The organism is Kushneria phosphatilytica, assembly GCF_008247605.1.
In the GTDB taxonomy this organism is placed as follows: domain Bacteria; phylum Pseudomonadota; class Gammaproteobacteria; order Pseudomonadales; family Halomonadaceae; genus Kushneria; species Kushneria phosphatilytica.
The window spans coordinates 775,789-801,978 of sequence record NZ_CP043420.1 but is presented as its reverse complement, the minus strand read 5'-3'; the positions used below and the strand labels follow the sequence as shown (position 1 = coordinate 801,978).

At 58.9% G+C, this 26,190-nt stretch carries 25 protein-coding genes and 1 tRNA gene; 21 read left to right on the top strand and 5 right to left on the bottom strand.

The window, feature by feature from the left end; genetic code table 11:
- Window positions 1-622 precede the first annotated feature (622 nt).
- Entirely contained in the window at window positions 623-1,534 is a 912-nt protein-coding gene (locus FY550_RS03530) for an ATP-grasp fold amidoligase family protein (protein ID WP_070981791.1), read from the top strand.
- A gap of 210 nt (window positions 1,535-1,744) precedes the next feature.
- Here FY550_RS03530 and FY550_RS03525 read toward each other — a convergent pair.
- Window positions 1,745-1,832 (bottom strand) — tRNA-Leu (locus FY550_RS03525).
- A gap of 148 nt (window positions 1,833-1,980) precedes the next feature.
- Here FY550_RS03525 and queA point away from each other — a divergent pair.
- From queA to secF, 5 genes are all read left to right on the top strand, one after another.
- Complete coding sequence (gene queA, locus FY550_RS03520) at window positions 1,981-3,030, top strand: tRNA preQ1(34) S-adenosylmethionine ribosyltransferase-isomerase QueA (RefSeq protein ID WP_070981789.1); 1,050 nt, start codon at window positions 1,981-1,983, stop codon at window positions 3,028-3,030.
- A 57-nt stretch (window positions 3,031-3,087) separates the two neighbouring features.
- Window positions 3,088-4,206 (top strand): tRNA guanosine(34) transglycosylase Tgt, encoded by a 1,119-nt coding sequence (gene tgt / locus FY550_RS03515; protein WP_199287877.1) that lies wholly within the window; start codon window positions 3,088-3,090, stop codon window positions 4,204-4,206.
- A gap of 116 nt (window positions 4,207-4,322) precedes the next feature.
- Window positions 4,323-4,664, top strand: coding sequence for a preprotein translocase subunit YajC (yajC, locus tag FY550_RS03510; protein ID WP_070981785.1), 342 nt, complete (start codon window positions 4,323-4,325; stop codon window positions 4,662-4,664).
- Between the two features lie 152 nt (window positions 4,665-4,816).
- Window positions 4,817-6,667, top strand: a complete 1,851-nt coding sequence (gene secD / locus FY550_RS03505; protein ID WP_149054359.1) for a protein translocase subunit SecD — start codon at window positions 4,817-4,819, stop codon at window positions 6,665-6,667.
- A gap of 11 nt (window positions 6,668-6,678) precedes the next feature.
- On the top strand, window positions 6,679-7,587 hold the full coding sequence (secF, locus tag FY550_RS03500; protein WP_139148774.1) for a protein translocase subunit SecF: 909 nt from the start codon (window positions 6,679-6,681) through the stop codon (window positions 7,585-7,587).
- 92 nt (window positions 7,588-7,679) lie between these two features.
- Here secF and FY550_RS03495 read toward each other — a convergent pair whose 3' ends face one another.
- Window positions 7,680-8,465, bottom strand: coding sequence for an inositol monophosphatase family protein (locus FY550_RS03495; protein WP_325062972.1), 786 nt, complete (start codon window positions 8,463-8,465; stop codon window positions 7,680-7,682).
- Window positions 8,466-8,777: 312 nt separating this feature from the next.
- Here FY550_RS03495 and FY550_RS03490 point away from each other — a divergent pair, with 312 nt between their 5' ends.
- From FY550_RS03490 to der, 14 genes are all read left to right on the top strand, one after another.
- Complete coding sequence (locus FY550_RS03490; RefSeq protein ID WP_070981782.1) at window positions 8,778-9,545, top strand: RNA methyltransferase; 768 nt, start codon at window positions 8,778-8,780, stop codon at window positions 9,543-9,545.
- A gap of 69 nt (window positions 9,546-9,614) precedes the next feature.
- Window positions 9,615-10,499: a serine O-acetyltransferase gene (gene cysE, locus FY550_RS03485; protein ID WP_070981780.1), complete on the top strand. Its 885-nt coding sequence runs from the start codon at window positions 9,615-9,617 to the stop codon at window positions 10,497-10,499.
- Between the two features lie 67 nt (window positions 10,500-10,566).
- A complete protein-coding gene (gene iscR / locus FY550_RS03480; protein WP_070981778.1) occupies window positions 10,567-11,034 on the top strand; it encodes a Fe-S cluster assembly transcriptional regulator IscR in 468 nt (155 codons plus the stop codon).
- A gap of 63 nt (window positions 11,035-11,097) precedes the next feature.
- The gene (locus FY550_RS03475; RefSeq protein WP_070981776.1) at window positions 11,098-12,306 is read left to right on the top strand and encodes a cysteine desulfurase family protein; all 1,209 of its coding nucleotides are present in this window, start codon (window positions 11,098-11,100) and stop codon (window positions 12,304-12,306) included.
- A 58-nt stretch (window positions 12,307-12,364) separates the two neighbouring features.
- Window positions 12,365-12,691 carry a HesB/IscA family protein gene (locus FY550_RS03470; protein WP_070981774.1) on the top strand — a complete coding sequence of 109 codons (327 nt, stop codon included), beginning with the start codon at window positions 12,365-12,367 and terminating at the stop codon, window positions 12,689-12,691.
- Between the two features lie 156 nt (window positions 12,692-12,847).
- On the top strand, window positions 12,848-13,276 hold the full coding sequence (gene ndk, locus FY550_RS03465) for a nucleoside-diphosphate kinase (RefSeq protein WP_070981772.1): 429 nt from the start codon (window positions 12,848-12,850) through the stop codon (window positions 13,274-13,276).
- Window positions 13,277-13,363: 87 nt separating this feature from the next.
- On the top strand, window positions 13,364-14,527 hold the full coding sequence (gene rlmN / locus FY550_RS03460) for a 23S rRNA (adenine(2503)-C(2))-methyltransferase RlmN (RefSeq protein WP_070981920.1): 1,164 nt from the start codon (window positions 13,364-13,366) through the stop codon (window positions 14,525-14,527).
- A gap of 158 nt (window positions 14,528-14,685) precedes the next feature.
- On the top strand, window positions 14,686-15,447 hold the full coding sequence (gene pilW / locus FY550_RS03455; protein WP_149054358.1) for a type IV pilus biogenesis/stability protein PilW: 762 nt from the start codon (window positions 14,686-14,688) through the stop codon (window positions 15,445-15,447).
- An 18-nt stretch (window positions 15,448-15,465) separates the two neighbouring features.
- Window positions 15,466-16,509 carry a RodZ domain-containing protein gene (locus FY550_RS03450; RefSeq protein WP_070981768.1) on the top strand — a complete coding sequence of 348 codons (1,044 nt, stop codon included), beginning with the start codon at window positions 15,466-15,468 and terminating at the stop codon, window positions 16,507-16,509.
- Window positions 16,506-17,621: a flavodoxin-dependent (E)-4-hydroxy-3-methylbut-2-enyl-diphosphate synthase gene (gene ispG, locus FY550_RS03445; protein WP_070981766.1), complete on the top strand. Its 1,116-nt coding sequence runs from the start codon at window positions 16,506-16,508 to the stop codon at window positions 17,619-17,621. The genes FY550_RS03450 and ispG overlap by 4 nt, the downstream gene beginning before the upstream one ends.
- Window positions 17,622-17,678: 57 nt before the next feature.
- Complete coding sequence (gene hisS, locus FY550_RS03440) at window positions 17,679-18,965, top strand: histidine--tRNA ligase (RefSeq protein ID WP_233350265.1); 1,287 nt, start codon at window positions 17,679-17,681, stop codon at window positions 18,963-18,965.
- 58 nt (window positions 18,966-19,023) lie between these two features.
- The gene (locus tag FY550_RS03435) at window positions 19,024-19,701 is read left to right on the top strand and encodes a YfgM family protein (protein WP_070981762.1); all 678 of its coding nucleotides are present in this window, start codon (window positions 19,024-19,026) and stop codon (window positions 19,699-19,701) included.
- A complete protein-coding gene (gene bamB / locus FY550_RS03430) occupies window positions 19,698-20,876 on the top strand; it encodes an outer membrane protein assembly factor BamB (RefSeq protein WP_070981760.1) in 1,179 nt (392 codons plus the stop codon). The genes FY550_RS03435 and bamB overlap by 4 nt, the downstream gene beginning before the upstream one ends.
- 136 nt (window positions 20,877-21,012) lie before the next feature.
- Window positions 21,013-22,419: a ribosome biogenesis GTPase Der gene (gene der, locus FY550_RS03425; RefSeq protein ID WP_070981758.1), complete on the top strand. Its 1,407-nt coding sequence runs from the start codon at window positions 21,013-21,015 to the stop codon at window positions 22,417-22,419.
- 193 nt (window positions 22,420-22,612) lie between these two features.
- Here the strand turns inward: der and FY550_RS03420 are convergent, their stop codons facing one another.
- Window positions 22,613-23,470, bottom strand: coding sequence for an ATP-binding protein (locus FY550_RS03420; RefSeq protein ID WP_070981756.1), 858 nt, complete (start codon window positions 23,468-23,470; stop codon window positions 22,613-22,615).
- A 101-nt stretch (window positions 23,471-23,571) separates the two neighbouring features.
- On the opposite strand from FY550_RS03420, the gene FY550_RS03415 reads away from it, so the two are divergent.
- Window positions 23,572-24,378 (top strand): M48 family metallopeptidase, encoded by an 807-nt coding sequence (locus FY550_RS03415; RefSeq protein ID WP_199287843.1) that lies wholly within the window; start codon window positions 23,572-23,574, stop codon window positions 24,376-24,378.
- A gap of 7 nt (window positions 24,379-24,385) precedes the next feature.
- Here FY550_RS03415 and aroE read toward each other — a convergent pair whose 3' ends face one another.
- Both aroE and hemF read right to left on the bottom strand, forming a co-directional pair.
- The gene (gene aroE / locus FY550_RS03410) at window positions 24,386-25,219 is read right to left on the bottom strand and encodes a shikimate dehydrogenase (RefSeq protein ID WP_070981753.1); all 834 of its coding nucleotides are present in this window, start codon (window positions 25,217-25,219) and stop codon (window positions 24,386-24,388) included.
- On the bottom strand, window positions 25,216-26,163 hold the full coding sequence (gene hemF, locus FY550_RS03405) for an oxygen-dependent coproporphyrinogen oxidase (protein WP_070981750.1): 948 nt from the start codon (window positions 26,161-26,163) through the stop codon (window positions 25,216-25,218). The genes aroE and hemF overlap by 4 nt, the downstream gene beginning before the upstream one ends.
- Between the last annotated feature and the right edge of the window lie 27 nt (window positions 26,164-26,190).

Below are 26,190 nucleotides of genomic sequence, written 5' to 3'. Positions count from 1 at the left end.
TTTTATCGACCAGGCCATATACAACTAAAGTCTAATTTTAGTTCGGTTTTAATCCCGAAGTTCCCGGCAAGCACAATGCGCGAAATTGCCACAGGCACGTATCAAAAACAGAGACAGGCGTTGCAATGAGTGGTTACAGGGAGAAAAGAGGGGTTCCCTGATTCAACCAGCTGAACCGACTAAAGACCCGAAACAGGTTCGGATGGAGAACCTCAATATGAGAGGCAGTCAGGTCCAGGGAAAAGCATATCTATCGTGATACTTCATAAGGAATGACTGGAGATGTTCAACGGATAAAAGAGAGAAATTGCAGACAGCACATAGCTTCTCCCCATACCGAATCAGGATCGAAACCCATCGCATTTTATCGTTGAGAAACGTCAGTAATCCGATCGCCCGACAATGCTCATTGGCCTGCTCCTGAAGACAAGCAATAGAACACCCAGCAGGCAATATATCTAAATGAGCATAACTGCATATAAATCACTCCTTCACAATGTCACGCTTTGTTACGACATGTTGGCATTGAATTTCAGGTACACCGGAGAAGAGAGGGAGGGAATCATTTATGCCTGGATTAACCGCGCCCCTCCAGAAGACGCTGGCCTCTGGAAAATGGCTAATGCCCCTGGCCGGCACTGCACGTCACGCCATCACTCGCCGCCTGCCAGATCGACAATACGTCTCCATGGTCTACCGTCGAGAGTTCGGATATTGGCCACGCCTGACCCGCCCGCGCACCTTCAACGAGAAGATGTGCCGCCGGCGCGTCCATCCTGATCCTGTGTTTACGCTACTGAGCGACAAGGTGAAGGTGCGGGACTATGTCAGGGCAACGGTAGGCGAACAGTATCTGGTGCCGTGCTATGGCGTCTGCGAACGGATCGACAACGACCTTTATCAGGCGCTGCCCGATCAATTCGTGATGAAGGCGAACCACGGCTCGGGCTTCAATCTGCTGGTGAAGGACAAGCGCGATTATCCGCTGTACATGCTTAACGAGCTTGGGCGGCAGTGGCTCAGGGATGACTTTTACGCCACCAGTCGCGAGCGGCACTACAAGGACATAGAGCCGCAGCTGATGTTCGAAAAGCTGTTACTCGATGAGCGCGGCGGTGTGCCAAAGGATTACAAGTTTTATTGCTTCCGCAAGCAGGGCCGCGCCCCGCAGTTGTTCATCGAGGTCGATCACGACCGTTTCGAAAACCTGTCCTTTGATTACTACGATAGCGGCTGGAATCTGGTCGACATTGTCGAGCGTCGGTTTACCACGGGCCAGCCGATCCCGCGCCCGGCCATGTTCGATGAAGCCATGGATGTGGCGCTCAAGCTATCCGAGGGGTTCGGATTCGCGCGTGTCGACCTGTACCTCACCGAAACCCGCGTCTACTTCGGGGAAATCACGTTCACGCCCACCGGCGGACTCAAGCATTTTCGATCCTTCGAACAGGACCTGGCATGGGGCCAGATGTTCGACGAAGTCGATTATCAGAATCATCCCACCCTGGCACGCAATCGCATGCGTGACGCCTGAATTGACAGAGCTTTCATAGAGTCAAATACGGTGCCATCAAACACAGACCTGATCTTAACCAGACACTACTCGCACATGTTCGATGGTGGACTGGATGCCGTGGCAACGCGGTTGCCGAGATTGGACGTGAGCGCTGCGTCCAAACTGAGACCAGTCGCGGGGCCGCAAGGGCAGGAGGGAGAAGGGAAAGTCGTAAACCACTGATTAGAGTGGTGCCGGTGGTCGGACTCGAACCGACACGGGGTATTAGCCCGGCGGATTTTGAATCCGCTGCGTCTACCAATTTCGCCACACCGGCAACAGGGGCGGGGCGTATTATACGAGTACCAGCCAGTGGGTCAATGCATGCATTGTTCATGAAGAGGCGGTCTTTCCGTTACCAGCCCGGCTTCGCTATCATGCGCACTCGCCGAACCGGCCTTTCAAAGCCAGAGCCCCCAGCCTTCATGCAGCGTACCGACTTCCATTTCGATCTACCCGATGAGCTGATCGCCCGTTACCCCAGTGAGCAGCGTCGTGACTGTCGTCTGCTGTGCGTCGATGGAGTGAAGGGATCGATTGAACATCAGCGCTTCCCCGATCTGCTCGACCGACTCTCGCCCGGCGATCTGGTGGTATTCAACGATACCCGCGTCATTCCGGCACGGCTGTTCGGTCGCAAGGCCAGTGGCGGCCAGGTTGAAATGTTGCTGGAGCGCCCGCTCGATGCGCATCGCGGCCTTGCTCATCTGCGTGCAAGCCGGGCGCCGAAGCCCGGCACGGAACTGATTTTTGAAGGTGATATCCACGCCGTGATCGAAGGTCGCAGGGACGCCCTGTTCGAACTGCGCTTTCTCGGTGATACACCATTGATCGAGCTACTTGATGCGCACGGGCATATGCCGCTGCCTCCCTACATCGAGCGCGAGGATGAGCTTGCCGACCGTGAACGTTATCAGACTGTTTATGCGCGCCGTGAAGGCGCTGTAGCCGCACCCACTGCCGGTCTGCATTTCGACGAAGCGCTGATGACCGAGATGGGTGAGCGAGGCATTGAACATGCCTTCGTTACCCTGCACGTCGGCGCCGGTACCTTCCAACCGGTCAGGGTCGACAATATCCACGACCATCACATGCACAGCGAATGGATCGAGGTTACGCCCGAAGTCTGCGACCAGGTCAGGGCGGCTCGGGCCCGAGGCAATCGCGTCATTGCAGTCGGCACCACCAGCGTGCGCTGTCTGGAAAGTGCCTGCCAGCAGTCACCGGATGGCGAGATTGCACCACTGACCGGCGATACCGATATTTTTATCTACCCCGGCTATCAGTGGCTTTGCGTCGATGCCCTGGTCACCAACTTCCATCTACCCGAATCCACACTGCTGATGCTGGTCACTGCCTTTGCCGGTTTCGAACCGGTCATGCGCGCCTATCGCGAAGCTGTTGAACAACGTTACCGCTTTTTCAGCTATGGCGATGCCATGTTCCTGACTCGGGCGTCGTCCGACGCCACATGAGTTGACTGTTTTTCTGACGAGAATCCGCCCGAGATCCCGATGCGTAATGACTGTTTCATGAACTTCGAGCGCCTGGCCACTGATGGGCGCGCCCGTCGCGGTCGACTGAGTTTCCCCCGCGGCACGGTGGAAACACCCGCCTTCATGCCGGTAGGTACCTACGGCACGGTCAAGGGCATGACGCCCGGCGCAGTGGAAGAGATTGGTGCCGAGATCATTCTCGGCAATACCTTTCATCTCTGGCTGCGTCCGGGAACAGAGATCGTCGCGGCTCATGGTGATCTACACGATTTTGCCCAGTGGCACCGGCCGATCCTGACCGACTCCGGCGGTTTTCAGGTGTTTTCACTGGGAGAGATGCGAAAGATCACCGAAGAAGGGGTACATTTTCGCTCGCCCGTGGATGGCGCGAAGGTCTTCATGGGGCCGGAAGAGTCAATGGCCGTGCAACGCGCCCTGGGCTCGGACGTAGTGATGATCTTCGATGAATGCACGCCCTATCCGGCCACCTTCGAGGAGGCAGAGCGCTCGATGGAGCTGTCATTGCGCTGGGCGGCGCGCTCACGCGAAGCGCATGGTGATTCTCCTGCCGCACTGTTCGGTATCATTCAGGGCGGCATGTATCGTGAACTGCGCGAGCGTTCGCTGAAAGACTTGCTGGATATCGGTTTTGACGGTCTGGCAATCGGCGGATTATCGGTCGGTGAGCCCAAGGATGAAATGATGGGCGTACTCGATTATCTACCCGAGCTGATGCCCGATCACAGTCCGCGCTATCTGATGGGGGTTGGCAAACCGGAGGATCTGGTCGAGGGCGTGCGACGTGGCGTCGACATGTTCGATTGCGTCATGCCAACCCGCAATGCTCGCAACGGCCACCTGTTTACCGATGATGGGGTCATCCGCCTGCGCAATGCCCGACACCGCACCGACACCCGCCCACTCGAGGAAGCGTGTGATTGCTACACCTGTCGCAACTTCTCACGCGCCTACCTGCATCACCTTGATCGCTGTGGCGAAATGCTGGGTGCGCAGCTCAACACCATTCACAACCTGCGTCACTATCAGCGCCTGATGGCCGGTTTGCGCGGTGCCATCGAAGCGGGTACATTGGCGGACTTCGTGGCACGGTTCTACGCCCGTCGCGGTCTGGAAGTACCACCGTTGACAGGCTGAAAGACCACTTCGCTCCGTCAGCGAAGCGATCCGTCATCGCGCCTGATGGCGTCGGCAGGGAGTGGCACGACGACCCGATTTTACGGTCATACAACAAGCCCTGAAGAGGAACATCCATGTTCGAATTCCTGATTCCCGCTGCGCACGCTGCAGACGGGGGCGGTGCCGGCGGTGCCGGCGGTGGTGCAATCGCTCAGATCGTGATGCTGGTCGGCTTTGTGCTGATCTTCTACTTCCTGCTGTGGCGTCCGCAGTCCAAGCGCGCCAAGGCACACAAGAAGCTGATGGCTGAACTTTCCGAGGGTAACGAGGTCCTTCTCAGCGGAGGGCTGGCAGGCCGCATTACCAAGGTTGGCGAGGAATTCCTGACCATCGAGATTGCCAGTGGTACCGAGGTCAACGTTCAGAAGAACGCAGTAGCATCCGTGCTACCCAAGGGAACCCTGAAGTCCATCTGATACCCGCAGGCGGCGCATCTGCTTTTGTCCCGTGCCTTTTTCGGCGCGGGACAGCAACCGTCACCCTGCTGTCAGGATGAGCGGTCCGTACCAGTGACCAATGCGCTGCCCAGAATTTCCTCGAAACACTACCCAATCAGGACAGGGTCCCGATGCTCAACCGCTATCCGCTCTGGAAGTATCTGCTGATACTCCTCGTGCTTGTCGTGGGCGTGCTCTACGCGTTGCCGAATCTCTACCCCGCCGATCCCGCTGTTCAGATCAGTGGTGCCAGCGGTTCCAGTGCCGTGACCGCGGCGGACATGAAGCAGGCCCGCGAAGCACTCGACGATGCCGGCATCGGGGTCAAGTCAAGCAGCCTGAAAAACAATACCGGCCTGATCCGTCTCGAAGATGATGACAAGCAGCTTCAGGCGCGCGATGTCATCTCGGATACCCTGGGGCAGAATTTTGTGGCCGCGCTCAACCTGGCAGACTCCACGCCAGGCTGGTTGCGCGCCATCGGCGCTCATCCGATGAAACTCGGCCTTGACCTTCGTGGCGGCGTTCACTTTCTACTGCAGGTCGACATGGATGCCGCCATCAAGCAGCGTCTCGATGTCAATGCCAGCGCCATGCGCGAAACCCTGCGTAACGAGCGCATTCGCTATCGCAACAATGAGGTCGGGGATCAGTCGATTCACTTCACCTTCGCCAGTGAAGATGATCTGGAAAAGGCCGAAGACCTCTTTCAGCAGCAATACGATAATTTCACCTTCCAGCAATCACAGGAAGGACGCGGTCATATTCTGACCATGACGCTGACCCAGCAGGCGGTCAGCGACATCCAGGACTATGCGGTCAACCAGAACCTGACCACACTGCGTAATCGCGTCAACGAACTGGGCGTATCCGAACCCCTTGTGCAGCGTCAGGGCCCCAGTCGCATCGTGGTTGAGCTGCCCGGTATCCAGGATACGGCCGAAGCCAAGCGAGTGGTTGGTGCCACTGCCAATCTCGAGTTCCGACTGGAAGCCGCGTCGGATACCCCCGCAGATGAGCAGGAGAGCTTCAAGTTCCGCAATGATCCTTCACGCAGTGCTGCACTGATGAAGGATGTCATCATCACCGGTGACCGGGTTTCCAGTGCCAGCACCTCGTTCGATCAGAACGGGCGACCACAGGTCAACATCAATCTTGATGGTGCCGGCGGCTCCAAGATGACCCAGGTCAGTCGTGACAACATCGGCCGTAACATGGCGGTGCTCTATATTCAGCACAAGAGCCGTACCCGAAAGGTGATGGAGGACGGCCAGCAGGTTGAAAAGCGCGATACCTATACCACTCGCCGCATCATCAGTCTGGCGACGATTCAGAGTACTCTGGGCAATCAGTTCCGCATTACCGGGCTGGACTCCCCCACCGAGGCTCGCGAACTGTCGCTTCTGCTGCGCTCCGGCTCACTGGCAGCACCGATCTATTTCGCGCAGGAGCGCACTATCGGTCCCAGCCTCGGTCAGCAGAACATCGATCGCGGCATCCTGTCGGTGCTGGTCGGCGCTGCTCTGCTGCTGATTTTCATGGTGATTCGCTACAAGGCATTCGGTCTGATTGCCAATGCGGCCCTGACCATTAATCTGGCGCTACTGATCGCCGCAATGTCACTGCTTGGTGCCACCCTGACGCTGCCCGGTATCGCCGGTATCGTACTGACTCTGGGGATGGCGGTGGACGCCAATGTGCTGATCTACGAACGCATCCGCGAGGAACTTCGCGGCCAGGCCTCGGTCCAGCAGGCGATTCACAATGGTTATGATCGCGCCTTTACTTCAATCCTGGATGCCAACATCACCACTCTGCTGGTCGCCATCATTCTGTTCTCGATCGGCAGCGGACCAGTGAAAGGCTTCGCGGTCACCCTGTCACTGGGGATCATTACCTCGGTATTTACCGGGGTCGTGGTCAGCCGTGCCATCACCAATTTGTCCATCGGCGGCAAGCCGTTGAAGAAACTCTGGATATGAGGACGCCCGGAATGCCGCAATTCGATTTCATGGGCAAACGCCGGATTGCCTACGTCGTCTCTCTGGTGCTGCTGATCGTGGCGCTCGGTTCGCTGGCCATTCAGCATCTCAATCTGGGGCTGGATTTTACCGGGGGCACACTCGTCGAAGTGCATTACAGCACGCCACCAGAGCTTGACCAGGTGCGCAACACTCTCGCCAGTGCCGGTTACACCAACTTCTCGGTGCAGACCTTCGGCTCTCCGGGTGAGATCATGGTGCGTCTGCAGCAGAGCTTCGATCAGAGCATCGGCAACCAGGTCACTCAGAGTCTGGGAGCCGATGGCGAAAGCGTGGACCTGGTACGCGCCGAGTTTGTCGGTGCTCAGGTTGGCGATCAGCTGCGTGATCAGAGTGGGCTTGGGCTGCTGGTAGCGCTTGGTGTGGTGTCGCTGTACGTCGCCTTTCGCTTCCAGTACAAGTTCGCTCTCGGCGTACTGCTCTCTCTGGGCCACGATGTCCTTATCCTGCTGGGCATCTTTTCACTGTTCCGGATCGATTTCGATCTGACCGTGCTGGCCGCGGTCCTGGCGGTTATCGGTTACTCTCTCAACGACACCATCATCGTCTACGACCGGATACGCGAAAACATTCGCAAATCACGCTCCAGTGACATGGCAGCCATTTATAACGATGCCATCAATCAGACGCTGGCGCGTACCCTGTCGACCTCAGGCACTACCCTGCTGGTGCTGTTCGCCCTGTTCTTCCTGGGGGGCGACATGATTCACGGCTTCTCGCTGGCACTGATCATCGGTGTGGTGCTGGGAACGTTCTCGTCCATCTATGTCGCTGCGGCGTTGCTGCTGGTTTTCGGCCTTCAGCGTGCCGATCTGATCCCGGTAAAAAAGGAACAGACCGAAGAGGAAGAGCTTCCCTGAGGGACTGTCTGGCCGGTATCAAACCGGTATCAAAAAAAGCCCGCCTCGATCGAGGCGGGCTTTTTGCTTTTTCAGGCTGGGCATTGCGATGGTCAGGCCCCGGTGCCGACCGCCTGTACCATTTGCTTGTAGAGGCGCGGTGCGGCAGCCATCAGCACGCCTTCCGGTGCTACCTGAGGATGCCCCTCGGGTGATCCCAGCAGCGCACCGGCTTCCTTGAGCATCAGATTGGCAATATGCAGATCCTGCTCATCAATCCCCAGCACCAGTGCCGCATCAACACGGCCGGCAGCCAGTTCAAGCAGATCAATCAGTGGACAACCGGAAGCTCTCAACAGGCCCATGCGCGGTCCCAGCCGGGTGCTGAGCGACTGCCAGCGATCAATATGGCGGGCCTGCATCCAGCTTTCAGGGAGCCCCATGGCCACTCGGGCACCGTCGACGGCGGTACGACGGGTGACGCGCAATCGATGCCCATTCATCTGCACGCCGCGACCGCGACTGGCGACGAATTCCTCATCGGTGAAGGGTGAAATGACCACCGCACATTCAGGGCGACCGTTGTGCAGACAGACCAGAGAAATCGCACACCCCGGCGCACCGATGGAGAGGTTGGCATAGCCGTGAAAGAGTTCGATCTGCCACTCCCAGCCACGACTTTCACCACTGCTCTCACGACGGGGAATGTAACGCCCCGCAAGACCATGCTGAGGATAACCACGCGCAAAGTGCGAAGCGATCAGCGACTCGGCACGACCACCGGCATCGGCCAGCAGATCATCGAGGGTATTGTCCTCGCGGGCAATTTCGAGACGTTCGCGGATACGCACGAACTGTTCCTGGGCACCGCGCAGTGCACGCAGTGCGAATTGAACCATCGGTTGCATCATCAACCCCTGGGCATCGAAAGACTTTTAAAGAGCGACACGCTGACACCGGCCCAAATGGCCGATACCGGACACCACATCACCGAAACGATGCGACGTCTTCATGTTCGAATCAACGGGACCGGGTGCTGCCGGAGAAGACAGGCGCCATTGAAGATGGACCCGTGCGACAGCGAAGGTGCGGCGATGCTAGCAGAACCACTGCGCTTCAGCCAGTCATGCCGGCAGATACGCATCGCGCATGATAGAATCCTTCCCATTACTGTACTCCCTATCCCGCCCTCGACCCCGTGAGCCCGTTTCATGCTCGACCGTATTCGTATCGTTCTCATTGGTACCAGTCACCCAGGCAATATTGGCGCTGCCGCACGCGCCATGAAAACCATGGGCTTGAGTCAACTGGCCGTGGTGGCCCCACGCTGTGATCCGAGAGATGGCGAGGCCTTTGCTCGGTCATCCGGTGCCGAGGATATACTCGAAGCCATGCAGCAGTTCGAGACGCTGGAAGCAGCGGTTACCGACTGTACGCTGGTGGTTGGCGCCAGTGCCCGCTCACGCACCCTGCCCTGGCCGCTCTGCTCGCCGCGAGAACTCTCCGCTTCCCTGCCGGGTGAGCTGAGTGGCTCCGATACCGGTCTTGCACTGGTATTCGGTCGAGAAGATGTGGGTCTTTCCAATAGTGAACTTCAGCGTTGCCACCGGCATGTTCACATTCCTACCAGTGAACACTACAGCTCGCTCAACCTGGCGGCCGCTGTCCAGGTGCTCGCCTATGAGTGTCGCCAGGCCTGGCTCACTACCACGCCCGTCACCTCTCCGGAACCCTTTGGCGTCGAATGGGACAACCCCCTGGCCAGCCACGCCGATACCGAACGACTGTTCGAGCACCTGGAACGTACCCTGATCAATATCGGCTTTCACGATCCAGACAACCCCCGTCAGCTGATGGCACGTCTGCGTCGTCTATTGTTGCGTTCACGCATGGACAGCATGGAACTGAACATATTGCGCGGTATCCTGACGCGGATCGAACGACATGGTGACCCAAACGGCAATGATCATCCCCGGTGACGGGCGCTTCAACACCGTCAGCATCGCCATGCCGATATTTTCTTCCCGAGGCAATGCCAGGATCGCATCATGTTTGCTCGTTTGCGCGAAGACATTGAAAGCGTGTTCGGCCGCGATCCGGCGGCCCGTAATTTCTTCGAGGTACTGACCAACTATCCCGGTCTGCATGCCCTGCTCGCTCACCGTCTGGCGCACTGGCTCTGGCATCACCACGCACGCTGGCCGGCACGTACCCTATCGACCCTGACCCGCTGGCTGACCGGAATCGAGATCCATCCCGGTGCGATCATCGGACGACGTTTTTTCATCGATCACGGCATGGGAGTGGTCATTGGTGAAACCGCCGAGATCGGTGATGACGTCACGCTCTACCATGGCGTTACCCTGGGCGGCACCAGCTGGAATACCGGCAAGCGTCACCCCACTCTGGGTAACGGCGTTATTGTCGGGGCCGGCGCCAAGATCCTGGGGCCATTTACTGTCGGTAACGATGCTCGTATCGGAGCCAATGCCGTGGTCACCCGTGAGGTGCCCGCCGGGGCAACGGTGGTGGGCATTCCGGGCAAGATCGTACGCCAGGCCAGTGAAGAGTCTACGATTCAGTCGCGTCGCAGCGAAATCGACCCGGCCCGGCGCCAGGCCATACAGGACAAGTTCGGCTTCGATGCCTATGGCATGAGTGAGGAGATGCCGGACCCGATGGCTCGGTCCGTACAGGCCATTCTTGATCACATGCATGCCGTTGACGAACGCATGGAGCAGATGTGCCGGGTATTGCGCCGACTCGACAGCGCCCATCGTATTCGTGAGCTGCCGCCACTGGAACGTGAGGATTTCGATGCCGTGCTCGACGACCTCGATTTCCCCTGCTCACCACCGCGCCATGACGACCCCGAGCACCGTAATATCCATGGAAAGGACAGCAATGCCCCGAAGTCGCATGGCAACGGATAGTAGTTGACCAAAACACTCGGAATTTACATAATTTCGCTATTCGGCCACTCCTGTACGAGAGTACTCCATGCGTCTGACGACCAAGGGACGATATGCGGTAACGGCGATGCTGGATCTGGCACTGCAGGGTAGCGACGCCCCTGTCAGTCTTGCCGATATCTCGCGCCGTCAGCAGATTTCGCTCTCCTATCTGGAGCAGCTGTTTGCCCAGCTGCGCCGACAATCGCTGGTCAGAAGTGTCCGTGGCCCCGGGGGCGGCTATCTGTTGGCGGCACGGCCGGAAGATATCTCGGTCGCCTGTATCATCGATGCAGTCAACGAATCGATCGATGCTACCCGCTGCCAGGGGGCAGGAGACTGTCATAATGGAGAGACCTGCCTCACCCACTTCCTGTGGAGCGATCTCTCGGATGCCATTCATGACTTCCTGAGCGGCATTACCCTCGGCGAACTGCTGAATCGTCAGGATATTCGCGCTGTATCACAGCGTCAGCAGCGCAGCGGTACCGATATCAACACCATCATCGCTCAGTAGCCAACTGCCCGTCATCGGAATGCTATTCTGAAAGGCCTTCCGTCCGGTGCTGGAAAGACGACCATGAATACATCACTCATTTATCTCGATTATGCGGCCACCACACCGGTCGACCCGCAGGTTGCCGAACTCATGGCCCGGCATCTGACCCGAGAAGGGACTTTTGCCAATCCGGCATCCCGTTCGCACATGGCGGGCTGGATGGCCGAACAGGCGGTTGAAGGGGCCCGCCGACAGGTCAGTGATCTGATCGGCGCCGATCCTCGCGAGATCGTCTGGACCTCCGGTGCCACCGAAGCCGACAACCTTGCCCTGACCGGCTTCATGCGTGCCAATCGTGCACGCGGACGGCACCTGATCACCTCATCAATCGAACACAAGGCGGTCCTCGACACGGCGAGCATGCTTGAGCAGGAAGGCTTCGAGGTCACTCGGCTGGCACCGCCGTCAGATGGTGGCATCGACCCTGAAAAGCTGCGCGAGGCCCTGCGTCCGGATACCGTGCTGATCTCCCTGATGGCGGTCAACAACGAGCTGGGCAGTATCAGTGATATCAACGCGCTGGGCCGGATCGCCCGGGAACATGGGGCTGCTTTTCACGTTGATGCTGCCCAGGCCGCGGGCAAGATCGAGCTGGACATGAGCGAACAGCCCATCGACATGCTGTCGCTGTCGGGTCACAAGGTGTACGGTCCCAAGGGGATTGGGGCACTTTATGTTCGTCGTGGCACCCGAATAGAAGCCCTGATTCACGGCGGCGGACATGAGCGCGGCATGCGCTCGGGTACGCTGGCCACGCATCAGATTGTGGGTATGGGGCAGGCATTTGCCCTGGCCGCCGATAGCCTTGATGAAGACCGTCAACACGTTAGCGCACTGCGTCAGCGCTTTCTGGCAGGCCTGCAGGAATGTGAAGGTGTCCATATCAACGGCGAGGGTGGTACAAGTGTGCCCAACATCCTCAATCTGGGGTTCGATGGCGTTGATGGGGAAGCACTGCTGATGGCACTGCGCGATGTGGCGGTTTCTACCGGCTCGGCCTGCAATTCTGCCAGTGTGGACCCTTCCTATGTACTGACCGAAATCGGTCTGCCGCGGGAGCGGGCACTGGCATCGCTGCGCTTCAGCTTCGGCCGATTTACCACAGCCGAAGAGATCGATCAGGCCGGACAATCGCTACATCAGGCCCTGGTTTCATTACGTCAGGCCAGACAGAACAGACCGAGTTTTGATGTGCCGACCGAGCAGGCGCATGCTCGGCAACAGGATTGACATTACTGACTGCTACCCTCATTGATAAGCGGTAGCCAACTACCGGGAGGAGATCCAGATGGCCCGGATCAGCATTACCGAAGCCGCAGCGCACCAGATCCGTCACGTGCTCGATGAGCGCGGAGAAGGCATGGGCCTGCGTGTCGCCGTCAAACCGAGCGGTTGCTCGGGATACAGCTATATCCTTGACTTCGCCGATGAAGTTGCCTCGGGCGACGAGGTTTTCGAGGATCATGGCGTCAGGATTATCGTCGATCCCGAAGCGCTGCATATACTCGATGGCACCGAAGTCGACTATGTCAACGAGGGGCTGAACCGGTTCTTCCGTTTCAACAACCCCAACGTCAAGGATGAGTGCGGCTGCGGCGAAAGCTTCAGCGTCTGAGCGCACTTGTTCGGCGAGGGGTGCAAGCAACTGCCCCGGTCGGTATAATGCCGCGATTTTTACTGCGCCCATCGAGTCTCATTTCGAGCCGATGGGCGCCGTTGCATTTTCGTTCACGGTCAGTAATGGCCGCTTTAATCATCAAGGAGAGCATTCATGGCCCAGGAACGCACCCTGTCCATCATCAAGCCCGACGCCGTCGCCAAAGATGCCATCGGCGACATTATCAGCCGTTTCGAGAAAGGTGGCCTGAGTGTTGTGGCAGCACGCATGATGCGTCTGACCCGCGAACAGGCCGAAGGCTTCTACGCCGAGCACAGGGAGCGTCCCTTCTTCAATGATCTGGTCGGTTTCATGACCTCCGGCCCGGTTGTGGTGCAGGTGCTCGAAGGCGACAACGCCATCGCCAAAAACCGTGAACTGATGGGCGCTACCAACCCGAAGGAAGCGGCTGCCGGTACCATTCGTGCCGATTTCGCCTCCTCCATCGACGCCAACGCCGTGCATGGCTCCGATGCCCCCGAGTCGGCCGAGCGTGAAATTCATTATTTCTTCGGCGATGCCGAAATCTGCGCACGCGGTTGAAGCGACGCCGGCGATAACCGCATGCCGGTTATCGCCTCGTCTCACGCGTGCCCGATGCCGTCGCCCTTTCATGAGGTATTCGCTGCCATGACTCGAGAAACGCATCCGACCCATGCTCAGGCTGCCCAGGCCGAAACGTCGCGCGTCAATCTGCTCGGTCTCTCACGCGAGCAGCTGCGCACATTCTTCGCCGAACTTGGTGAAAAGCCGTTTCGCGCTACTCAGGTCATGAAGTGGATCCACCAGGAGGGGGTCGACAGTTTCGCCGACATGACCAACCTCTCGAAGGCGCTGCGTACCAAACTCGAAGCACAGGCTGAAATACGCGCCCCGAAGGTCGTCTATGAAGGTGACTCGAAGGACGGTACCCGCAAGTGGGTACTGGAAGTCGAGGATGGCAGCTATGTTGAAACGGTACTGATTCCTTCGGAGAACGGCAATCGCCGCACCCTGTGTGTGTCATCTCAGGTGGGCTGCACGCTGGACTGCAGCTTCTGTTCGACCGGTAAACAGGGCTATCAGCGCAATTTGAGCAGTGCCGAGATCATCGGTCAGGTCTGGGTCGCTCAGCGTAGTGCCGGTGGACGAATGGGCACCGGTGATGGGCGCAAGGCCGTCACCAATGTAGTGATGATGGGTATGGGCGAGCCCCTGATGAACTTCGACAATGTTGTCTCGGCCATGCAGCTGATGCTTGATGACAGCGCCTACGGCCTGTCCAAGCGCCGAGTGACACTGTCTACTTCCGGGGTCGTGCCGCGTATCGATCAGCTGGGCGACATCATGGATGTGAGTCTCGCCATCTCGCTGCATGCGCCCACCGATGAGCTGCGCAATACGCTGGTACCACTCAATCGCAAGTACAACATCGACACCCTGCTCGATGCCTGTCGTCGTTATCTGGCCAAATGCGACGACACGCGCATGCTCACCGTCGAATACACGCTGATGAAGGATGTGAATGATCAGCGTGAACATGCTGAAGGGCTGGCCAGGATCCTTGCCGATCTGCCCTGCAAGATCAATCTGATCCCTTTCAATCCCTTCCCCAATTCCGGCTATGAAAAGCCATCCCGCAATCAGGTGATGCGCTTTCAGCAGTGGCTTTATGAGCTGGGCTATACCGCTCCCATCCGCATGACGCGTGGTGATGACATCGATGCTGCCTGTGGTCAGCTGGTAGGACGGGTCAAGGACCGCACCAAACGCTCGCAACGCTACATCAGCACCGTGCAGCTGGATGCAGGATGAAAGCGGTCACGCGTCATTCAGCATGCCTTGACTTCATCGGCGCCCAGCGCTTTGATGGTCGTCGTTCGAGGCCACTGGTTCGAGCATTGCGTCCCTTCACGGGCCATGGATCGATCACGGGGTAATCGATCAAGATCCCGTTACCGACCGAGGAGCACATGATTCATCGTTTCTGCCGGACGCCGACTCTGGTGGCCTGCGTACTGATTGCCAGTACCTGGGTTGGCGGCTGCGCCACCACCACGGGTGATGGGCATAACCGGGGAAAGGATGAAGCATCCGGCGCCTATACCCGTCTTGGCATGGCCTATCTGCAACGCAATGATCTGGAACGCGCCCAGCAGGCGCTGGATCATGCACTCGACCTATCCGCGAACGATCCCGATGCCCTTCAGGGGCTGGCTTTGCTCTATCAACGCCAGGGCGAGCAGGATGCCGCCGAACGCTATTTCAGGCGGGCTCTGGCAGCAGATGGTGAGGCTACCCGAATTCGTAACAACTATGCCGCGTTTCTTTATGAACGTGGTGATATTGCACGAGCCTGTCATCAGCTGGAAGTGGCGACCCGGGATCTGCGCTATGACAAGCGGGCACAGCTTTATGCCAACCTTGGCCAGTGTCGGCAACAGCTGGGGCAACTCGAACAGGCGCTGGCAGCATGGCAGCGTGCTCAGGCCATTGATCCCGGGCTGACGCGAAGCTATCTGACAATTGCCCGGCTGGCCTTGCAGCTGGATGATCGCACCACCGCCAGCCGTCAACTGGCACGCTATGAACAGATGGCCGGTCCGGACGAGCAAACCCGTCGACTGGCTCAAGAACTATCCAGTGGCAGGGATGCTGCCGAATCGAACGTGCATCCCGCTCCGCCGACAACACGGCCTGGCGGCGCGGCGATCAATGCACCTGCCACCCAATAACCGATAAGGACCTCCTGCATGAGCGATCCTCACGTTTCGACAGTTTCGGCCGATCCCGAAGGCGCCACACAAAGTCCGGGTGAACTGCTTCGTGCGGAGCGTGAACAGCAGCGCCTCTCTCTGGAAGAAGTAGCCGAGCAGCTCAACCTTCGTCCCTCCCTGGTCGGCGATCTGGAACAGGACAATTACGAGCAGGTTCCCGTTGCCACCTATCGTCGGGGTTATTTGCGCGCTTATGCGCGCCTGCTCGGCATCAATGATTCCAGGGTCGTGGCCGCTCATGACCGCATTCATGGTCGGAACGATCTTGATGCCCGTCAGGTCCGACCGGTAACGACCATCAAGCCTCCCAGCCGTTGGGGCCGTATCCTTTTTCGGCTGGTCACGCTGATCGTGGTCGTCGCCCTGATTGCGCTAACGCTCGTCTGGTGGCAGAACCGGGAGAGTACCCCGGACTATGACAGCGCCACCGCCAATAATGGTGAAGCAACCATGCCGGCCGACAGCGAAGCTTCCGATAGTGGCGAAGGCAGTTCGCTTCCCCCCCTGCCCGAGCAGAATGTCGAAGCTGGCGGCCCTCCCCCGGAGAGCAGCGATAACAAGGCCGAATCGCTTTCAATGGGCAGCGAGGACATCAACCTGGCGGCAGCCCTGATTGTCGCCAACCAGCCATTGAGTAATGGCGGCCAGGCGCGCGACACCCTGCAGGTCTCCACCCCTGAAGGTCGGGACGGTGCCACGGCTGGCATTTCCGGTGCGGAAGAGACCGACACCGCTCAGGACAACAGCAACGACAGCGCATCCGATCCGCATCAGATGCGTCTTGTCTTCAATGGTGACTCCTGGGTTGATGTGCGCGATGCCGGAGGCACTACCGTACTGCGCGGTTTACAACAGGGTGGTACCTCAACCACGATCAGGGGCAATCCACCCTTTCACCTGACCATCGGTAACGCCAGCCAGGTCGAGCTTGACTATCTTGGCAAGCCGGTCGACCTGTCTTCACATGCCGGTGGTAACAATGTTGCCCGATTCAGCCTGGGGAGTGATTCCACATCATGATCAGCCAGTCCCCGATCAACCGTCGCAAGTCCCGTCAGATTCATGTTGGTAATGTACCTGTCGGAGGCAATGCCCCGATTTCGGTACAGAGCATGACCAATACCAATACCCTGGACGTCGATGCCACGGTCGATCAGATCGAGCGTATCGCCGCGGCAGGTGGCGATATCGTGCGTGTTTCCGTGCCGGACATGGATTGCGCGGAAGCGTTCGGTAAAATCAAACAGCGGACCTCGGTACCACTGGTCACCGATATCCACTTCGATTATCGCATCGCCCTGCGCGTTGCCGAACTGGGCGCCGACTGCCTGCGCATCAACCCCGGCAACATCGGTCGCGAGGACCGCGTTCGGGCAGTGGTTGAAGCCGCCCGCAACAACGGCATCCCGATCCGTATCGGGGTCAATGCCGGCTCGCTGGAAAAGGATCTGCAGAAGAAATACGGTGAACCGACCGCCGCCGCGCTGGTCGAATCCGCTCTGCGCCACATCGAGTATCTCGATCGCCTGGACTTTCAGGACTACAAGGTCTCTCTCAAGGCCAGTGATGTCTTCATGGCCGTCGATGCCTACCGTCAGATCGCCAGTCAGATCGAGCAACCCCTGCATCTGGGGATTACCGAAGCGGGTGGCCTGCGTAGCGGTACCGTCAAATCATCGGTGGGCCTGGGTACGCTGCTGATGGAAGGCATCGGTGATACCGTGCGTATCTCGCTGGCCGCCGACCCGGTTGAAGAGATCAAGGTCGGTTACGATATCCTCAAAAGCCTGCGATTGCGTTCACGCGGGATCAATTTCATTGCCTGCCCCAGCTGTTCGCGACAGAATTTCGATGTCATCGGCACCATGAACGAGCTGGAAGAGCGGCTCGATGATGTCATGACACCACTGGATGTCGCCGTGATCGGCTGTGTGGTCAACGGCCCCGGAGAAGCGAAGGAAGCCGATCTGGGACTGACCGGCGGCAGCCCCAACAACCTCATTTACATCGACGGAAAGCCGGCTCGCAAGCTGCGCAACGATCACCTGGTCGATGACCTGGAAGCCATGATTCGTGAACGCGTGGCCCAGAAAGAAGCCGAGGAAAAGAACGTAATCACGCGCGAAGCCTGATCCGTTCCCTCTCGTCGTGAGGCGATGAACGTCAACCTTCAGTCACCGAGCAATATTGTGTCCAGTAAACTCCAGGCCATTCGTGGCATGAATGATCTGCTGCCGGAGCAATCAAGACTCTGGCAGTATTTCGAGGAACAGGTGCGCCGGCTCATGGCGCGCTACGGCTATCTCGAAATCCGCACTCCGATGCTCGAGCAGACTGCCCTGTTCAAGCGTTCCATCGGCGAAGTCACCGACATCGTCGAGAAGGAGATGTATACCTTCGAGGATCGCAATGGCGACAGCCTTACCCTTCGCCCGGAAGGCACCGCCTCGGTGGTTCGAGCAGCCATCGAGAACGGTCTGCTGCACAATCAGACCCAGCGCCTCTGGTATGCCGGCCCGATGTTTCGCCATGAGCGGCCACAGAAGGGACGCTATCGTCAGTTCCATCAGATCGGCGTGGAAACCTTCGGTCTGACTGGCCCGGATATCGACGCCGAAGTCATCCTGATGTCGGCACGACTGTGGCAACAGCTCGGTTTGTACGAGCATGTTCAACTCGAACTGAACTCACTTGGCTCCGCAGAGGCCAGAGCCGCCTATCGCCGGCAGCTGGTCGAATACTTCGAAGCGCATTCTGATCAGCTTGATGAAGATGCCCGGCGTCGGTTGCACAGTAATCCGATGCGCATCCTTGATACCAAGAACCCTGATATGCAGGCTTTGGTCGAGGGTGCCCCCAAACTGATCGATCATCTGGATACCGAGTCACAGACGCATTTTGATCAGCTGCGCGCGCTGCTGGATACCATTGGTATCGAATATGTCATCAATCCGCGGCTGGTGCGCGGACTGGATTATTACGATCGCACTGTCTTCGAGTGGACCACTACCGCGCTGGGCAGCCAGGGTACCGTATGTGCCGGCGGCCGGTACGATGGTCTGGTGGAGCAGCTCGGAGGCCGCGCAACGCCTGCTGTCGGATTTGCCATGGGCGTCGAGCGACTGATCCTGCTGCTGGAAACACTGGCACTGATTCCCGAACGGGCGCATGACACTCTGGATGCCTATATCATGGCACTGGGTGAGGACAGCGCGCGTCATGCCCTTGCCCTTGGCGAACAATTACGCAGTCGCTTGCCTGAGCTGCGCGTACAGGTACACTGCGGCGGCGGCAGTTTCAAAAGCCAGATCCGCAGGGCCGATCGCAGCGGTGCCCGTTATGCCCTGATTCTCGGGGAAGAGGAACAGCGCAGCGGCATGATTGGTATCAAGGACCTGCGCAACGAAGTCGATCAGCAGATGCTGGACTTCGAAACGCTGATCACGACACTGAGCCCATCTGCCCCGCGGGTCTGACCTCCGACGCCCGATGGGCGTCAGGTGACAGGACCGAGAGTCGAACAGGAGACCGCCCGTGGCGGAAATCAGGAATCATCTGGAAGACGACGAAGATCAGGAGCTCGAACGCGCCAAACAGCTGTGGCGTGATTACGGCAAACCCATCCTCGGCGGCATCATCATTGCTGCGATTGCCGTACTGGGCTGGCAGTGGTGGCAGAATCATCAGGAGAGCCGGCAGCAGGCAGCGTCGTTGCGCTACAGTCAGCTCATTACACTGGTCAGCAGTGCCCAGTCGCTTGATGACAAGACGCGCAGCAGTGCGCTGGATCTGGCCAATCAGCTCAAGAGTGACTTCGGTGGCACCCTGTATGCCGATCTGGCCGGACTGATCGAGGCACGGGTGCTGGTCGAGAATGACAGCCTCGACAAGGCGGCCCAGGCACTTGAAAACCTGATTGATCGCACTGATCGCAGCTACGTTCGCTCGCTGGCCCAACTGGACCTGGCCCGCATCCAGCTGGCGCAGTCCAGCCCGGAGCAGGCCCTGGCGACGCTTGATAAAAGCGATATCTCCGGCGCTCTCGAGGCACGCGCACTGGATGTACGAGGCGATATTCTGAAGGCTCTCGATCGTCCGGCCGATGCACGCAAGGCATGGCAGCAGGCGCAGCAAACGGCTCAGGAAAACAATCAGCCGGCCTTCGGTATTCAACTCAAGCTCGACGATCTGGCACCTGCGGAGGCCTCATGACAGTTTCTGCTTCGCGCCCGGCATTGCGGGCCCTCACCTGTGCAGCAGCATTGGCCCTGTTGGCAGGCTGTTCCGGCAATGTTCAGGAGAATCCACCCCAGCCGCTGACCGATTTCACCCCGACCGCTGAACTCAATGGTCAGTGGTCGGAAGGCATCGGCTCACTGAGCCGTGCCCGCTACCCGATCACGCCGGCCATCTCTGGTGACACCATCTATGCCGCCAGTGCTGCAGGCCATCTCAAGGCGATCAATATCGACAACGGTCAGGTGCGCTGGGAAAAGGATCTTGATGCAAAGGTTTCCAGCGGACTGACTTTCGATTCCGGTCGGCTCTACTTCGGTACGCGCAATGGCCAGGTGATGGCTGTCGATGGCGATAGTGGCGATGTAGCCTGGCGCACCACGGTTTCCAGTGAAGTACTGGCTCCACCGCAGCTCAACAGCTCGCTGGTGGTCGTACAGAGTGTTGATGGAGCCCTGACCGCACTGGATCGCTTTACCGGTGAGCAGCAGTGGCTTTACACCTCGAGCCAGCCGGCACTGACCCTGCGCGGCACGGGTACGCCACGGACCATCGAGCCGGTGACTTTCGCCGGCTTCGCCAACGGTCGTCTTGGCGTTTTCGACAACCGTAACGGTCAGCAGCTGTGGGATATGCGCGTCGCCGTACCGAAGGGCCGCACCGCTGTCGAGCAGCTGGTCGATCTCGACGGTCAGCCGGTGCTGACCCAGCAGGGACAGCTCTTCGTCACGAGCTACAATGGCCGTGTCATGGCGCTCAACGCACGCAATGGCGAAACCCTCTGGAGCCGTGACGAATCCAGCTATCTGACGCCGGTGCAGGTGGGAGATCACCTGTTCACCGTTAACGCCAAAAGCGAGATTCTCGCACTGGACGCCAATACCGGTCGGGTCATCTGGAAGCAGGATGCACTGAGCGGTCGTAACCTGACTGCACCAGTATTCATCAATGGTGAGCTGGCACTGGGCGACTATCAGGGCTATATCCACCTGCTGGATGCCGAGACCGGTGAGATTGCCGGCCGGTCACATCCGGGAGGAGACGGCATCAGCGTTCAGCCGCTGGCCAGTGGCAATCATCTTTATGTGTTCACCAATGATGGTGAACTGATTGCCTATGACCTGAAGCAGCTCGCCGCCCAAAACGACTGAGCTTCGAGTGGTTCGTTCTACACCGGACCACTCAACAGGGTCGGCGACTCCCGCCGATTCGTTTACAATGAAGGCGCGTTGTCGGTAACGGCAGCGCGCCATTGCTTTTTCCCGATCCACTGTCCGTCGGACCATCATGAATCCCGTTATCGCTCTTGTCGGCCGACCCAATGTCGGCAAATCCACGCTGTTCAACCGTCTCACACGGTCGCGTGATGCCATTGTCGCCGACTATCCCGGCCTGACCCGCGATCGGCAGTACGGTAATGGCGTACTGGGCGGCAAGTCCTATACGGTTATCGATACCGGCGGTATTGGCGGCGAGGATGAAGGCATCGAAGCCGTCATGGCCGATCAGTCACTGCTGGCGATTGATGAAGCCGATATCGTCCTGTTCATGGTCGATGCCCGAGCCGGGTTGATGCCGGATGACGAAGCGATTGCCAACCATCTGCGCGTCAATCAGAAAAAAACCTGGCTGGTCGTCAACAAGGCCGATGGCATGCAGGAAGAGGTAGCTGGCGCCGAATTCTGGTCGCTGGGCCTGGGCGATCCACACCCCATTGCCGCAGCCCACGGACGCAATGTGACGACTCTGATCGAGCACGTGCTTGAACCCTTTCCCGAGATCGGTGATGAGGAAGCACACCCGGAGTTGCTCGAAGATGGCATCCGCATCGGTATCGTCGGCCGGCCCAATGTCGGCAAATCTACCCTGGTCAACCGCCTGCTCGGCGAAGAACGTGTGGTGGTCTATGACGAAGCCGGGACCACCCGGGATGCCATCGAAATTCCCTTCGAGCGTCGGGGGCGTCCCTATGTGCTGATCGATACGGCCGGGGTACGGCGGCGCAAGAATGTCAGCCTGACGGCTGAAAAATTCTCCATCATCAAGACGCTGGAAGCGATCAAGGAGTGCCATGTTGCGGTCATGGTGCTCGATGCCCGCACCGGACTGGTTGAACAGGATCTGCACCTGCTCGATTTTGTCCTCTCCAGTGGTCGGGCACTGGTTCTGGCAGTCAACAAGTGGGACGGACTGGAAGCGGATGTGAAGGAGAAGATGCGCAGTGAACTCAAGCGCCGGCTCGGCTTTGCCGATTACGCCGATCTACACTTCATATCGGCGCTACATGGTACCGCGGTGGGGGATCTCTACCCTTCGATCGAGCGTGCCTTTGCCTCGGCGACCACCCGCTGGTCAACCAACCGTCTGACCACTCTGCTGCATGATGCCGTCAGTGAACATCAGCCGCCCCTGGTCAATGGGCGTCGTATCAAACTGCGCATGGCACATCAGGGGGGCGCCAACCCACCCCTGATCGTGGTGCACGGCAATCAGACCGATGCCCTGCCGGAAGCCTACAAGCGCTATCTGACCAATACCTTTCGTCGAGTGCTGAAGATTCGTGGTACACCAATGCGCTTCGAGTTCCGCTCGGGGCGCAACCCCTACGACAGCAACCCGGATGCCAGTGACCGTGAGCGAGCGCGTGGCCGCCAGCTATCGCGTACCCGTGAGGCGCGTCGCAATCGCCGCTGACGCCTGACGCAGCTCACCCGCCCATTTAACAGCCTTCTGCATCGATCGAGCCGGAGTTACACCGGCTCGTGGCTGCTCGTTTATCCCCTGCCAGCAGTATGACCCTTACGCACTGGCTGCTTGCCGGTCGCTTTTCAATGGCATGGCTGGCCGAGCCATCAGGGCGCCACTGAAAGCGAGGCGCCAAAGCGTCTCAGCTCGTCGTGTGCGCACGGCCGACCCAGCCGGCCGCGAACTGCCACGCCGCACGGCCACTGCGTACCCCTCGTGCAATGGCATGCCGGTTGGCCGCCTCTCGAGCGTCTTCATCGAAGGTGCCTCCCAGTTCCCCGACCCACCAGGCGCAAGCTTCGAGATAGGTCTCCTGATTGAAGGGATAGAAGGATAGCCACAGCCCGAAACGATCAGAGAGCGAGATTTTCTCCTCTACTGCATCGCCATGATGCAGCTCGCCATTCTCGATATGCGTCTGCTGGTTATCAGCGCTGGACTCCGGCATCAGATGCCGACGATTGGACGTGGCATATAGGAGCACATTATCCGGCGGACCGGTGAGTGCACCATCCAGCACACTCTTGAGCGCCTTGTACGCATCATCGTTGCTCTCGAAGGAGAGATCATCACAATAGACCACAAAACGATAATCGCTATCGCGCAACCGATTGACCAGCGTCGGAAGACTTGCCAGATCGTGCCGATCCACCTGAATCAGTCGCAATCCCTCGGCCGCCAGATCGTTGATCAAGGCGCGAATCATCGACGACTTGCCGGTACCGCGAGCCCCCCAGAGCAACGCATGGTTGGCGGGTCGACCTGCGAGAAAGGCTCGCGTATTGTCGACCAACGCCTGTTTCTGTCGATCAATGCCAACCAGCGCTGACAAATGCAGGGCATCACGGGGCACCACCGGAACCAGCCGACCGCCAAGTGCGTGACGCTCCCACAAGGCAGCCACATCAGAGTGCCAATCAATCGCGACGCTTTCCGGCGGCAACAAGGGCTCCAGCCGCTCCAGCAACCGAGCGAGTCGTTCGTTCAGCTTGTCATCCATGTGTTTTGAATATCCCCGTGCCACCCTTTTCGATGGCATCATTCATGACAGTTTCGAGGGGGGAAGCCCCCACTACTTGCAGATAAGGAGTTTCGCCTATCATGTTTCGTCGTGCTGCCGTCGTGCTGAGCATGCTGCTACCCCTGAGTCTGGGCGCCTGTACCACCTCACCACTGGGGCGCTCCCAGCTGGCCCTGTTCGACGATAGTCAGCTCCAGCAACAGGGCGCCGAGGCCTATCGGCAGTATGCCGAAAGCCACGAACGGGAAACGGGTGCCGTCGCCGATTACGCCAGCTGTGTGGCCAATGCCATCATCGATCAGTTGCCAGCAGGCAAGGGACCGGACAACTGGCAGGTCGGCGTATTTCATGATGAGACCCCCAATGCCTTTGCCCTGCCGGGCGGTTATGTCGTCATCAACAGCGGGATGCTGAAAGTCGCCGATAACCAGGATCAGCTGGCCACAGTGGTTGGGCATGAAATGAGCCACGTACTGGCCGATCATGCCAATGAACGTACTTCCACCCAGGCTTTGACTCAATCGGGGCTGGGCGTCATCCAGGCCGTCACCGGTAGCGGTGGAGAACAGCTCGCAACCCTGTTGGGAGCAGGCGCGCAGTACGGCATCCTGTTGCCCTATTCACGCAAGCAGGAGAGCGAGGCTGATCTACTGGGATTACAGCTGATGGCCCGCGCCGGTTTCAATCCCGAAGCCAGCCTGCAGCTATGGCAGAACATGTCCCGTGCTTCAGACGGTAACGCGCCCCCTGCCTGGGCTTCCACCCATCCGAGCAATGGTCAACGCATTCAGGCGCTCGAAAGTCATATGGGCGAAGCGAAACAGATCGCCACACAGGCACATGAAGCCGGCATCCGACCGAACTGTCAGCGCCCCGGGAGCAGCTGAATCTCCGTCAGCGCCGGGAGATGAGTCTGGCACGCAGAGCCATCAGTACCGGCGCGGTCAGAGGCCGCCGCTGGCGCCATAGAAAGAAGGACTCGGCGGCCTGCTCAACCAGCATGCCGAGTCCATCGGTGCCCCGCACACCACGTGCACGAGTCCATTGCAGAAACACAGTGGGATCGACGCTATACATCATGTCGTAGGCCAGCGCCCCTTCATTGAAAAGATCGTCCGGCAAAGGCGGCAGATCTCCAGCGAGGCTGGCGCTGGTCGCATTGATGACCAGATCGAATTTGCCGCTGATGGCCGACAGGGCTATGCCACTAACCGAACCCAGATCGCTGAAATCCTCGGCCAGCTCGACCGCTTTCGCCTCGGTGCGATTGGCGATCACCAGCTGATCGGGCCCCTCGTTAAGCAGCGGTTCAACCACACCCCGCACGGCACCGCCAGCGCCCAGCACCAGTACCCGGGCGCCTGCAAGTGGCGCCCGGGCCCGCTGAAGATCGCGGATCAGCCCTACACCATCGGTGTTATCACCGAACACCTCACCGCGCCGTCCCAGCATCAGAGTGTTGATCGCCCCGGCACGGCGCGCGCGCACCCCCAGCGTATCCGCCAGTGCGAGCGCCTCCTGCTTGAAGGGCAGGGTCACATTGGCGCCACTGCCACCAGCGTCGATGAAATCGCGCCAGGCGCCGGCAAAGTTATCCACCGGCGCCAGACGCGCTTCATAATGAAGGGTTTCGCCCAGCTGCTCGGCGAAAATCTGATGGATATCCGGTGATAGCGAATGCTTGACCGGATTGCCAAAAACGGCGTAAAGATCGGTCGGCAGATTCATCGTGCCTGCTGCTCTCCTTCCCGGGCCTCGGTCATTTCCCCCAGCCAGTCACGGGGACGCAGATAATCCCGATAGAGTTCGGCTTCCGGCGTACCCGGCTCAGGCTGGTACTGATAGATCCAGCGTGCGACAGGTGGCATCGACATCAGGATTGATTCGGTGCGACCACCACTTTGCAAGCCGAAAAGTGTGCCGCGATCATAGACCAGATTGAACTCGACGTAACGCCCGCGACGATAGGTCTGGAAATCGCGTTCACGCTCGCCCCACTCGATACCCCGGCGAGCTCGGGCAATCGGCAGCCAGGCCGGCACAAAACTATCGGCTACCGCCTGCATGAAAGCAAAACAGGTCTCAAAGTCACCCTCATTGGCATCGTCGAAGAAAATACCCCCGACACCTCGTGTTTCATCCCGGTGGCGCAGGTAGAAATACTCATCGCACCAGGCCTTGTAACGCGGATAAACATCATCACCGAATGGCGCGCAGGCATCCCTTATGGTGCGATGCCAGTGCAGAACATCCTCATGGAAGGGATAGTAGGGTGTCAGATCAATGCCACCACCGAACCACCATACCGGATCTTCCCCTTCCTTCTCTGCAATGAAGAAACGCACATTGCCATGGGTCGTGGGCACATGCGGATTGCGCGGATGAAGCACCCAGGAGACGCCTACGGCATGAAAACTGCGCCCTGCCAGTTCCGGCCGCGAAGCCGACGCCGAGGGCGGCAATTCATGCCCGAAGACGTGTGAGAAATTGACGCCCCCCTTCTCGATCAATGCACCTTCGATAACCCGGGTGCGGCCTCCCCCTCCCTCTTCGCGCGTCCAGCTGTCTTCGTGAAAGCGGGCGTCGCCGTCCTCCTTTTCCAGCGCCGCACAGAGGCGGTCCTGAAAATCCATCAGAAAGCTCTTTACCGGTTCGAGATGGGCATGTGACACGCGTATGACTCCATACAAAGGGAGGAA